Origin of the sequence: Saccharothrix deserti, from assembly GCF_009769385.1 — a bacterium.
Taxonomy (GTDB): domain Bacteria; phylum Actinomycetota; class Actinomycetes; order Mycobacteriales; family Pseudonocardiaceae; genus Actinosynnema; species Actinosynnema deserti.
In genome coordinates this window covers 20,215-32,404 of the sequence record NZ_VKAB01000064.1, presented here as the reverse complement: position 1 = coordinate 32,404, position 12,190 = coordinate 20,215, and the positions used below count along the sequence as shown (strand labels likewise).

Here is a 12,190-nt window from a genome sequence, read left to right as displayed (position 1 = left end):
GGAACCCGCCGGCACCCGGCCGACAACGGGCCACCTCGACCATGCCGAACACCGAAAGGAGGACCCGCAACAGTCACTGGTCACGGTCTCAAGCCAGGCCGTCACCCACACGAAAGATCCGGGCTAGTGGTCCAGCACTCGTCCTATGGCCTAGGTCCAGTTCTCGCAAGGCGGGGAAATCACCGAGAGGAGTGGGGTCGATCCCGACAGGGTAGTTGTAGAGCGACAGTCGCATCAGACGATCGAGATCGGCTAGCGGGGTCAGATCGTAGACGGACTCCAGACCACTCAGGCCCAGTTGAGTCAGCTCGGGCAGCGACCGGAAGACTGTGATGTCGGCCGGTAACCCGTCACGTGGGTAGAAGAACAGGTGCTCCAGTGGCAGACCGATCAGGAGCGAAAGGTCGACTGGCAGGCTTGAGCTCAGTAGCAGCGTATGAAGTCTCCAGTTGCCGACCAACGGGGTGAGGTCATCGAATCTGCCGCCCAGTGACGCGAATTCGAAGGGAGGCAGTCCGGCGAGCGGTTCGAGGTCGGTGAGGTCCTCCAGAAGAACACGCAGGTCAACGAGTTGGCTTAGCTTCGGGACATGGGGTAGGAGGCTCTGGTCGTCCACGGCGAGGTCACCGCTCACCAGCGGAGCATCGGCCAGCACGCGGGTGGCGTATTCGCCCGGATCGAAGTAGGGCCAGGCTCTGATCAATTCTTCTTGGACTGCATGGCGTGGGTCTTGGGCGAATCGTTCGAGCACAGGCCAGGCGTCGGGGCCGTTGATCAACGCGGCGGTGCGGACCGTCGCCGCGGCAGCGGACTCCGACAGGTCCCTCGGGTCGAGGAGCAGGCGTGGCAGGAGTACTTCACCGCCAGCCGCGAGGGACCTTGCCTCGACAGCACGGCGGGGCGGTAGGAGTTCGGCCAGACACCGCTCGATGCGTTCGGTGAGCGCTGGGGTCAGGGCGGGGTTGGCTTCCAGCGCTGCTGCGGCCAGTAGGTGGAGTCGGCGGCGGCGTCGTGGTTCGGCGTCGGCTCGATCCAGTAGGCCGGTGAGGAGTTCGGCGCGCAGTGGGGCGTTGGCCAGGCCCGCCGCCATGACCACGATGTCGCGCCACTGGTCCAGGTGGGCGTTGTGGACCAGTAGGCCGATGTCGCCTTGGTCGGCCGCCTCCTCCGCGGTGAGGAACTCCTGAAAACTCCGGTGCACGAAGTCGATTCGGCCGGTCACCGGTTCGCGCACGACACCACTGCGGTGGACCAGGTGGTCGAGGATGGTCTCGGCGTCGTGTGGCACGCGGGGCATGGCGGCCAGGCGTTCGGCCAAGCGGCGGGTGGCTTCCTCTCGGGACAACTCCGAGCGGCCGTTGATCGACAGGCGCCAGGCCAGGTGCCGGAGCAGGTGGCGCCGGTCCTGGCTGGTCAGTTCGGTGGCACCGGGGATGTGGCGTTCGGCGTCACGGCGGTCCAGCAGGAGGGTCAACGCCGTGCGGTACAGCTCCAGCCGGTCGCGGGGCAGGAACGTGCGGCGGTCGAGGTTGAGGGCGCAGAGCATCGCGCACAGCAGGGGAGTGGTGGCCAACGCGCGCAGGTGCGGGTTGGCGTCCAGGCGGCTGAGCAGCGCACCCTCGTGACGGGGCAGGTCGGCCTCGTCGCACGGCAGGCCGCCCGCGTCCCGAGCGGCCTGGTGCCAGTGGCGGATGAGTGCCCGCACGTCCGCCGCGCTCATCCGCTCCAGGAACGCCGACCCGAAGCCCTCCGCCTTCAACCACCCCGCCGCCGCGGCACCGGGACGGGACGTGAGGACCCAGCGGACCTGGGGGAACGCGCGCGTCAGCTTGTCCAGCCAGCCCCGCACGGCACCGCGTTCGGCGGACGGTAGTTCGTCTACACCATCCACGAGCACCAGGGCACGGCCGGACTCCAGCTGCCGGTGCGCGAAACCCGGCGGCATCAACGCGGCCAGCGGCTGCGCGGTGTCCTCCACGAACGCCTCGGGTCCGGGCAAGCCGCGACCGGCGTGACCGCGCAGCTTGATCAGGAACGGGATGCAGCCGTTCAACTCGGCCAACTCGCCCCGGAACGCGCCGCGCGCGGCGTTGATCGCGAGCCAGCGCAGCAACGTCGACTTGCCCGAACCGGCCTCGCCCCGGATCAGGATGCGTTCGTTGGCGGCCAGAGCGCGCTCCACCCGCACCGCACCGTCCTGCCCGTCATGCGCCGCGTCACGCCATCGCGTCACCTCGTCCGCCGCGTGCCTGCGCCGCTGCGCCCCGCTGACCGACAGGCTGATGTACGCGACGCTCAACGTCGTCCGCGGCCGGTACCGGCGCACGTCCACGCCGAACAGTTCGATGTCGTCCAGCGACTCGCTCACCAGCCGCAGGTACCGGGTGCGGAACTCGGCGTCGTTGGCGGTGCCCTGCGGTGCCGTCAACGTCGGCGCGGGCAGCCGGGCGAGCACGTGCCCGACCTGTTCGGACAGACCCGACACCCGGCCGAGCAACTCCGCGCTCGCACGGGCCGCGAACGGCGTCAGGTGCACGACCAGCTGCACGAAACACGCGCAGCACTCGTCCAGCAGCACGCTGTGGAACCACGAGGCCGCCTCACCCAGACCGGCGCCCGCGGGCAGTTCGGCACGCAGCCGCCGGGCCAGCTTCGCCGGGTCGACGTCCACCTCGAACAACCCGGCGTCGGACAGGTCCGCACCCTCGAACGCCGACACCACCTCGGCCATCGCGGCGAGCCGTTCGTGTTCCGGCAGGCCCGGCACCTCCTGCCGGAACAGCGGCAGCAGCCGTTCGGCGACCACGTCGACCAGCGCCTCGACCTCCCGGTTGAACCGCCGCCGCTGGAAGTCGTCGGTCAACCGCGCCCCGACCAGGTCCACCAGCGGCTTGGTCCGCTCGGCCCGGCCCTTCCGGTTGGTCAGCCACAGCCTCATCGCCGACCCGACCAGCGTGCCGCCCACCCGCAGGACCACCGGTTCCACGAACACCCTCCTCCACCACCCGGATACCCTCTGTATCGCGTTGGGCGCACGGCCCGCACTAGTCCGAACGGATGTGATGGGGTGGGTGAACCGACGCCAGGGAGGACCGCACCAGTGATCATCCGCCGTGCCACCGCCGAGGACGTCCCCGCGATCGTCGCCATGCTCGCCGACGACGAGTTGGGCGCGCTGCGCGAGTCGCCGGACGACCTGGCGCCGTACGAGCGCGCCTTCGCCGCCATCGACGCCTCCGAGCACGAGGTGCTGGCGGTGGCCGAGCGGAACGGCGAGGTGGTGGGCACGCTCCAGCTGACCGTGTTGCGCGGCCTGTCGCGGCAGGGTGCTTCGCGGGCCCAGATCGAGGGCGTCCGGGTCGCCTCCGCGGTGCGCGGGCAGGGGCTGGGGGAGGAGCTGGTGCGGTGGGCGGTCGACGAGGCGAAGGCGCGCGGCTGCGCGGTCGTGCAGTTCACGTCCGACAAGAGCCGCGTCGACGCGCACCGCTTCTACCTCCGCCTGGGCTTCACCCAGTCACACGAGGGCTTCAAGCTGACGCTGCCGTAGCGCCCGGTACGTTGCGGCGGTAGTCGTCCGCGGCTCCACCGAAACGTCCGACCGGGAAGAGCAGATGATCCAAGTCCTTGCGACCGCGTTGACGGTCGTGGCGCTCGTCGCGGCCCTGTGGTCGCTGGTGCTGGCCATCGCGAACCGGCCCGTCACGCTCGCCACCAAGCCGACCCTCGGCCTGGCCGGTGTGGTCGTGCTCCTCGAAGTCGGGCTGCTGGCGCAGGCGGTCGTCGGCGTGGTGAACGTGCTCGGCACCGACCGGGAGTTGGACCGGGCCACGTTCATCGGCTACCTGATCGGGGCGGCGGTGGTGCTGCCGCTCGGCGCGTTCTGGGCACTCGGGGAACGGTCGCGGTGGGGTGCCGGGGTGTTGGCGGTGGCGTGCCTGAGCGTGCCGGTGATGATCTTGCGGCTGAACCAGATCTGGGCCGGTCATGGCTGACGGGCTGAAGGCGTCGACCCGGTCGGGGCCCGGCCGGCTGCTGATCGCGGTGTACGGGATCTTCGCCCTCGCGGCCACGGCCCGGTCGGCGGTGCAGATCACCACCCGGTTCGAGCAGGCGCCGCTGGCCTACCTGCTGTCCGCGTTCGCGGCGGTCGTGTACGTGGTGGCGACGCTCGCGCTGGCCGGTGTGGTGTCGCGGCGGATCGCGTACCTCGCGTGCGGGGTCGAGTTGGCGGGTGTGATCGTGATCGGCGCGGCGAGCCTGGTGTTCGTCGACGCGTTCCCGGACGCCACGGTGTGGTCGGACTTCGGCGGCGGTTACGGCTTCATTCCGCTCGTGTTGCCCGTGCTGGGCCTGCTCTGGTTGCGACACACGGGACTTCGGCATTCCGAAGAGGCCGGCTGAACCGTAAGGGCGCCTACATCGTATTGGGTGCAGGCCGCCGGGCCCCACACCCGGCGGCCGATCCATGACGGTGGCCGAGACCACGGGTGTCCCCGGCAGGGCACCGCCGTCGTGGGTTGGGAGGAGGCCGGGAGCGCACGGCTCCCGGCCTCCGTGACAAAGATCACCGGGCCGGCCCGATCTTGCCGCAGGCACTGTCCGTGCAGGTCAGGGCACCTGTCGGAAGCCGGATGGTCAACCCATGTCTGAGCCCGTTCTCAGGTGGGGTGTGCGAGCGTTCGCGCATCCGCCCGCGGCACCCCGTGCCGCGACGTGTCGGATGGTCCGCTCACCAAGGAGATTCCCACGATGTCCGTGCTGGCTCGGCTGAGCCTGGCCAACCGAAGTCTCGTCGGGCTGCTCAGCCTGCTCGTGATCGGTTTCGGCGTGTTCACGCTGCCCTCCATCAAGCAGCAGCTCTTCCCGTCGATCGAATTACCCGCGGCGGTGGTCATCGCGCCCTACCCCGGCGCGTCGCCGGACCTGGTGGACAGCCAGGTCGCCGAGCCGATCCAGTCGGCCGTGCGCGGTGTCGACGGTGTCGAGCAGGTGCTCACCCGTTCCGCGGAGAGCTCCGCCACCGTGCAGGTGATGTTCACCTACGGCACCGACGTCGACGCCGCCGTGGCGCAGATGCAGCAGGCGGTGAACCGGCTCCAGCCCCGCCTGCCGCAGGGCGTCGAACCGACCGTCGCCCAGGGCAGCACGGACGACATCCCGGTCATCGCGCTCGCCGCGACCTCCGGTGACGACGACATCGCCGCCGCGGCCCGGTTGCGCGCCGAGGTCGTGCCCGGCCTGGAGGCCATCCCGGGCGTTCGGGAGGCCACGGTCAGCGGTGAACGCGACCGCCAGGTCACCGTCACCGTCGACTACGCCCGGCTGGGCGCGGCCCGCGTCGAGCCGCAGGCGTTGACCGCCGCGCTGACCTCGGCGGGCGCGGTGGTGCCCGCGGGCACCGTGCCGGACGCGGACAAGACGCTGACCGTGCAGGTCGGCGGGCCGGTCGGTTCCGTCGACGACCTGCGCGACCTGGTGCTCGCCTCGCCCGCCGGCCCGGTGAAGCTCGGTGACGTGGCGGCGGTCGAGTCCGCGCCCGAGGCGTCCACCGTGCTCACCCGCACCGACGGCCAGGCCACCCTCGGCGTCAGCGTCACCATGGCCGCCGACGGCAACGCGGTGGAGATCTCCCGCCAGGTCCGCGACAAGCTCGCCGAGTGGGGCGAGGCGGCCGACACCACCCTCACCGTCGCGTTCGACCAGGGGCCGGAGGTGGAGAAGGCGATCAGCGGCCTGACCACCGAAGGGCTGCTCGGTCTGCTGTTCGCCGTGGTCGTGATCCTGCTGTTCCTGCTGTCGGTGCGGTCCACGCTGGTGACGGCGGTGTCCATCCCGCTGTCCGTGGTGGTCGCGCTGATCGCGCTCTACACCGGCGACCTGTCGCTGAACCTGCTCACCCTCGGCGCTTTGACGATCGCGGTCGGTCGGGTGGTGGACGACTCGATCGTGGTGCTGGAGAACATCAAACGCCACCTCGGGTACGGGGAGGACAAGCAGCGCGCCGTGCTCGACGGCGTGCGCGAGGTGTCGGGCGCGGTGACCGCGTCCACGCTGACCACGGTCGCGGTGTTCCTGCCGATCGCGTTCGTCGGCGGCATCGCCGGTGAGCTGTTCGGGCCGTTCTCCATCACGGTGACCGTGGCGCTGCTGGCGTCCTTGCTGGTGTCGCTGACGATCGTGCCGGTGCTGGCGTTCTGGTTCCTCAAGCGGCCTTCCGTGCCTTCGGACCCCGAGGCTGCCGAGCGCGCTTTGCGGGCGGCGTTGGAGAAGGAGAAGCGCAGCCCGTTGCAGCGCGCCTACGTGCCCGTGCTGCGGTTCGCCACCACGCGGCGCTGGGTGACGTTGCTGATCGCGGTGCTGATCTTCGGCGGCACGCTCGGCCTGGCCGGCTCGCTGCAGACCAACTTCATCGACAACGCGGGCGGCACGGCGTTGCAGGGCACGCAGAAGATGCCGCCCGGTAGCAGCTTGGCCTCCCGTGACGAGGCGGCGCGCAAGCTGGAGAGCGCGCTGGCGGACACCGAGGAGGTGGAGACCTACCAGGTCACCATCGGCACGGACAACAGCCTGGCCGCGTTCGGGTTCGGCGGTGACGGCGACACCAGCGTCCGCGCCACCGTCCGCGAGGGCACCGACCTGGAGGCCTTGCAGACCCGGCTGACCGAGCGCATGGCCGCTACCCCCGGTGCCGGTGAGGTGGCGTTCGGCGCGGCGGCGTCCGGGTTCGGTTCGGACACGATCGACGTGCTCGTCACCGCGCCCGACGCGGCCTCGTTGCGGGAAGCGGCCGACCGCGTGCAGCAGGTCGTCACCGGCACGCCCGGCGTCGGCGAGGTCACCAACGACCTCTCGGTGAGCGCGCCGCGCGTGCAGGTCACCGTGGACCAGGCCGCCGCGGCGGCACGTGGGCTCAGCAGCCAGACCATCGGCCAGTTCGCGGCGCAGGCGCTGCGCGGCGTGCCGGTGGCCCAACTGCCGATCGACGGCCGGTCGCAGCAGATCGTGCTCCGCACCGGTAGTGCTCCGACCGACGTGGACGCGTTGCGCGCGTTGCCGTTGCCGGGCGGCGTTACGCTGGGTCAGGTCGCCGAGGTGTCCGTTGTGGACGGTCCGGTGCAGGTGCGGCGCACCGACGGCGCGCGCAGCGCCACCGTGTCGGCCAAGGCCACCGGCTCGGACCTGGGCGCGCTGACGACCGAGCTGACGTCCCGGCTGAACGCGCTCGACCTGCCCTCCGGCGCCACGCACACCCTCGGTGGCGTGAGCGCCGACCAGGCCGAGACGTTCGCCGACCTCGGGCTGGCCATGCTCGCCGCCATCGCGATCGTGTTCCTGATCATGGTGGCCACGTTCCGCAGCCTGGTGCAGCCGCTGATCCTGCTGGTGTCCATCCCGTTCGCGGCCACCGGCGCGATCGGCCTGCTCCTGCTCACCGGCACCCCGCTCGGCCTGCCCGCGCTGATCGGCATGCTGATGCTCGTCGGGATCGTGGTGACCAACGCGATCGTGCTGATCGACCTGGTCAACCAGTACCGGCGGGACGGCATGCCGGTGCGGGAGGCGGTGATCGAGGGTGGACGACGGCGGCTGCGGCCGATCCTGATGACCGCCGCGGCCACGATCTTCGCGCTGCTGCCGATGGCGCTGGGGATCACCGGCGAGGGCGCGTTCATCGGCAAGCCGCTGGCGATCGTGGTGATCGGCGGCCTGATCAGCTCGACGCTGCTGACACTGGTCCTGGTGCCGACCCTCTACTCGATGGTGGAGGGCCGCAAGGAACGCCGTCAGGCCCGCAAGTCCAACCAGCCCACCGGAGACCGCCGCGAGCCGGTCACCGTCTGAGTTCTCCGCCGAACGCCCCCTCGCCCGTCGTGGTGGCGGGGCGTTCGGCGTTCCGGTCAGGCCTCGGCGCCGTCGGGCATGGCGAAGAAGTAGGAGGGCGGTGCGACCTGCGTGCACGTGCCGGTCGAGGGTTTGTTGTTCTTGTTCAACTGCCCGACGGTGAGGTCGTACTTGGTGTTCGTGGTGAGTCCCGAGTCGCTCGTGGCGTTGATCTGCCAGCCCTGCACGGGCTCCGACACCATGTAGGCGTTCTGGTTCGACAGCAGCGGCGGAGGCGGGTTGTTCGGGTCGGCGGGGTGCGGGTAGACGTACACGTGGAGCAGCGGGTTCGTCATGGCTTCGACCTTTCCGCGATGCGTTCGGCCTTTCCCGGCCGGTTCGGCTCGCCCGACGTTAACGGCCACGCGAGACGACCGAAAGCGACGTCACCCGACCCGGCGAAATCGCCTGTCGTGTTCCTCGGCGCATTGTCACCGACGGGCGAAATCATCGGCACGTTCACCGAATTGTGGGACCGTCGACAATCGGCTGATGCGGCTATTCGGAGATCCGGAAGTCCCACTTCCGGTCCGGCTTCCCGCCGGTCAGGCGGTGGAGGTGTTCCTGGCCTCCGACAGGTACCACGCGCCCGGTGGGCTGCGGGTCAGCGCGCCGCCCCAGGTCACGCGCCGGGCTCGTAGGCCAGGTTCGGGCGCAGCCAGCGTTCGACCTCGGCGAGCGGCATCCCACGCCTGCGGGCGTAGTCCACGACCTGGTCGCGCCCGATCCGGCCCACGGTGAAGTACCGGGACTCCGGGTGCGCGAAGATCACGCCGCTCACGCTCGCCGCGGGCGTCATGGCGAACGAGCTGGTCAGCGCCATGCCGATCTGCTCGGCCTCCAGGAGGTCGAACAGGTCCCGCTTCTCGCTGTGGTCCGGGCTCGCCGGGTAGCCCAGCGCGGGCCGGATGCCGCGGAACCGCTCGGCGTGCAGGTCCGCCAAATCGGGGTCGGCGTCCGGCTCGAACCAGTCACGCCGCGCCTGGAGGTGGACGTGCTCGGCGAACGCCTCCGCCAGCCGGTCGGCCAGCGCCTTCACCATGATCGACTTGTAGTCGTCCTGCTCGCGCTCGTACCGGCCGGCCAGCTCCTCGGCGCCGTGGATCGCGACCGCGAACCCGCCGAGGTGGTCACCGGCGGGCGCGACGTAGTCGGCCAGGCAGCGGTTGGGACGGCTCTGCGGCTTCTTGGTCTGCTGGCGCAGCATCGGCAGCCGCAGCCCGTTCACCACGATGTCGTCGCCCTCGGAGTGCGCGGGCCAGAAGCCGTACACGCCCTTCGCCGACAACGACCCGTCCGCGATGATCTGGTCCAGCATCGCGTTGGCGTCGTCGAACAGCTCCTGTGCGGCCGGGTTGGTCTCCAGGATCTTCGGGAACTTGCCCTTCAGCTCCCAGGCCAGGAAGAAGAACGTCCAGTCGATCATCTCGCGCAGCTCGGCCAACGACGGCTCCACCACCCGCAACCCGGTGAACGCGGGCGTCGGCAGCTCTTCGAACGACACCGCCTCGGCGTTCGCGCGCGCCTGCTCGACGGTGAGCAGCGGCGTGCTCTGCCGGTTCTCGTGCTCCTCCCGCAACCGCTGCTGCTCGACGCGGGTCGCCACGCCCAGCTCCTCGGCACGCTCCTCGTCCAGCAGCGCCGACACCACGCCCGCCACCCGGGACGCGTCCAGCACGTGCACCGTGGTCTGGTCGTACGCGGGGGCGATGCGGACCGCCGTGTGCTGGCGGGACGTCGTCGCACCGCCGATCAGCAGCGGCAGCTTCATGCCCCGGCGCTGCATCTCCGCGGCCACCGACACCATCTCGTCCAGCGACGGCGTGATCAGCCCGGACAGGCCGACCGCGTCCGCGCCCTCGGCGATCGCGGTGTCCAGGATCTTCGCCGCCGGCACCATCACGCCCAGGTCGATCACGTCGTAGTTGTTGCAGCCCAACACGACGCCGACGATGTTCTTGCCGATGTCGTGCACGTCGCCCTTCACCGTGGCCAGCACGACCTTGCCGTTGCCGCGGGTGGAGCCGGAGGCTTCCTTCTCCGCGTCCATGTACGGCTCCAGGTGCGCGACCGCGCGCTTCATCACCCGCGCGCTCTTCACCACCTGCGGCAGGAACATCTTGCCCGCGCCGAACAGGTCGCCGACGACCTTCATGCCGTCCATCAGCGGGCCCTCGATCACGTCGAGCGGGCGCTTCGCCTCCAGCCGGGCTTCCTCGGTGTCGTCGATGATGAAGTCCACGATGCCGTGCACCAGCGCGTGCTCCAGCCGCTTGGCCACCGGGCGCTCGCGCCACGACAGGTCGATGACCCGCTTGGTGCCCGAGCCGGACACCGTCTCGGCGAACGACACCAACCGGTCCGTGGCGTCCGGACGGCGGTCGAACAGCACGTCCTCGACCAGCTCCAGCAGGTCCTTCGGGATGTTCTCGTAGACCGCGAGCTGACCGGCGTTGACGATGCCCATGTCCAGGCCCGCGCGCACACCGTGGTACAGGAACGACGAGTGCATCGCCTCGCGCACGGTGTCGTTGCCGCGGAACGAGAACGACAGGTTCGAGATGCCGCCGCTGATCCGCACGCCCGGACAGCGCTGCTTGATCAGCGGGATGGCGTCCAGGAACGCCTTGGCGTACCCGTTGTGCTCGGCGATGCCGGTGGCGACGGCCAGCACGTTCGGGTCGAAGATGATGTCCTCGGCCAGGAAATCGGCCTTCTGCGTGAGCAGGTCGTACGCCCGCCCGCAGATCTCGACCTTGCGCTCGGCCGTGTCGGCCTGGCCCTTCTCGTCGAACGCCATCACCACCACGCCCGCGCCGAAGTCGCGGATGCGGCGGGCCTGGGCCAGGAACGACTCCTCGCCCTCCTTGAGGCTGATCGAGTTGACCACGCCCTTGCCCTGCACGCACTTCAACCCGGCTTCCAGCACGGTCCAGCGCGAGCTGTCCACCATGATCGGCACCCGGGCGATCTCCGGCTCGGTGGCGATCAGGTTCAGGAACGTGGTCATCGCCCGCTCGCTGTCGAGCAGGTCGGCGTCCATGTTCACGTCCAGCAGGTTCGCCCCGCCGCGCACCTGCTCCAGCGCCACGTCCACGGCCGCCTGGTAGTTGTCGCTCTCGATCAGCCGGCGGAACTTCGCCGAACCGGTCACGTTGGTGCGCTCGCCGATCATCACGAACCCGGTGTCCGCGCCGATCTCGAACGGCTCCAGACCGCTGAACCTGGTCCGGTTCGGCGCCTGCGCGACCGGGCGCGGCGGAAGGCCCTTGACCGCCGCCGCGATCCGCGCGATGTGGTCTGGCGTGGTGCCGCAGCAGCCGCCGACGATGTTGACCACGCCCTCCTCGGCGAACCCGTGCAGCAACGCGGCGGTCTCGTCCGGGGTCTCGTCGTAGCCGCCGAACGCGTTGGGCAGCCCGGCGTTGGGGTGGCTCGCGGTGTAGGTGCCCGCGATCCGGGACAGCTCGGCGACGTGCGGGCGCATCTCGTGCGCGCCCAGCGCGCAGTTCACGCCCACCACCAGCGGCTCGGCGTGCGCGATGGAGTTCCAGAACGCCTCGACGGTCTGCCCGGACAGCGTCCGGCCGCTCAGGTCCACGATGGTGATCGAAATCCACAGCGGCAGGTGCGGCGCGACCTCGCGGGCCGCGGCGACGGCGGCCTTGGCGTTGAGCGTGTCGAAGATCGTCTCGATGAGCAGCAGGTCGACGCCGCCCTCGGCGAGCGCGCCGATCTGCTCCGCGTACGCGGCCTGCACCTGGTCGAACGTCGCCGTCCGGTACGCCGGGTCCTCGACCCGCGGCGACAGCGACAGGGTGACGTTGAGCGGGCCGACGGAACCGGCCACGAACCGGCCGCCCGCCTCGTCGGCGGCCTGGCGGGCCAGCTGCGCGCCGCGCACGTTCATCTCGCGCACCAGGTTCTCCAGGCCGTAGTCGGCCTGCGCGATGCTGGTCGCGGTGAACGTGTTGGTGGTGGTGATGTCCGCGCCCGCGGCCAGGTACTGCCGGTGGACGTCGAGGACGAGGTCCGGGCGGGTCAGGTTGAGCAGGTCCGGGTCGCCGGTGACGTCGTGCGTGTGGTCGCCCAGCAGGTCGCCGCGGTAGTCGTCCGGGGTGAGCCCGGCGGCTTGGAGCATGGTGCCCCAGGCGCCGTCCAGCACCGCGACGCGCTGGTCCAACAGCTCTCGCAGGGCGTTTTCCGACACGCGGCCTCCCATCGTGGGAGGCGCCCTTGCTGTCTTCGAGCCTCGGCCGAGCGTGGCGGGCTCGTCACCCGTTGCAGCGCCTCTCGGTCGGGAGTCCGA

Annotated in this window: 7 protein-coding genes; 4 read left to right on the top strand and 3 right to left on the bottom strand. The window is 70.4% G+C overall.

Going from position 1 to position 12,190, the window contains the following annotated elements:
* Positions 1-88 precede the first annotated feature (88 nt).
* Positions 89-2,986: an NACHT domain-containing protein gene (locus tag FM051_RS46500; RefSeq protein WP_238413170.1), complete on the bottom strand. Its 2,898-nt coding sequence runs from the start codon at positions 2,984-2,986 to the stop codon at positions 89-91.
* A 114-nt stretch (positions 2,987-3,100) separates the two neighbouring features.
* Between FM051_RS46500 and FM051_RS46495 the strand changes: the two genes are divergently transcribed.
* From FM051_RS46495 to FM051_RS46480, 4 genes are all read left to right on the top strand, one after another.
* Complete coding sequence (locus FM051_RS46495) at positions 3,101-3,547, top strand: GNAT family N-acetyltransferase (protein ID WP_238413169.1); 447 nt, start codon at positions 3,101-3,103, stop codon at positions 3,545-3,547.
* Between the two features lie 64 nt (positions 3,548-3,611).
* On the top strand, positions 3,612-3,992 hold the full coding sequence (locus FM051_RS46490) for a hypothetical protein (protein ID WP_158853750.1): 381 nt from the start codon (positions 3,612-3,614) through the stop codon (positions 3,990-3,992).
* Positions 3,985-4,401: a hypothetical protein gene (locus FM051_RS46485; RefSeq protein WP_158853747.1), complete on the top strand. Its 417-nt coding sequence runs from the start codon at positions 3,985-3,987 to the stop codon at positions 4,399-4,401. The genes FM051_RS46490 and FM051_RS46485 overlap by 8 nt, the downstream gene beginning before the upstream one ends.
* 348 nt (positions 4,402-4,749) lie before the next feature.
* Positions 4,750-7,842, top strand: coding sequence for an efflux RND transporter permease subunit (locus FM051_RS46480; RefSeq protein WP_158853744.1), 3,093 nt, complete (start codon positions 4,750-4,752; stop codon positions 7,840-7,842).
* Positions 7,843-7,898: 56 nt separating this feature from the next.
* On the opposite strand, the gene FM051_RS46475 is transcribed toward FM051_RS46480, so the two are convergent.
* Positions 7,899-8,177 (bottom strand): hypothetical protein, encoded by a 279-nt coding sequence (locus tag FM051_RS46475; protein WP_158853742.1) that lies wholly within the window; start codon positions 8,175-8,177, stop codon positions 7,899-7,901.
* A 326-nt stretch (positions 8,178-8,503) separates the two neighbouring features.
* Positions 8,504-12,091, bottom strand: coding sequence for a methionine synthase (gene metH, locus FM051_RS46470; protein WP_238413168.1), 3,588 nt, complete (start codon positions 12,089-12,091; stop codon positions 8,504-8,506).
* Between the last annotated feature and the right edge of the window lie 99 nt (positions 12,092-12,190).

Bases quoted from the DNA above. Each gene is read 5' to 3' on its own strand.
- FM051_RS46490 (WP_158853750.1), top strand. From the start codon at position 3,612: ATGATCCAAGTCCTTGCGACCGCGTTGACGGTCGTGGCGCTCGTCGCG.
- FM051_RS46485 (WP_158853747.1), top strand. From the start codon at position 3,985: ATGGCTGACGGGCTGAAGGCGTCGACCCGGTCGGGGCCCGGCCGGCTG.
- FM051_RS46480 (WP_158853744.1), top strand. From the start codon at position 4,750: ATGTCCGTGCTGGCTCGGCTGAGCCTGGCCAACCGAAGTCTCGTCGGG.
- FM051_RS46475 (WP_158853742.1), bottom strand. From the start codon at position 8,177: ATGACGAACCCGCTGCTCCACGTGTACGTCTACCCGCACCCCGCCGAC.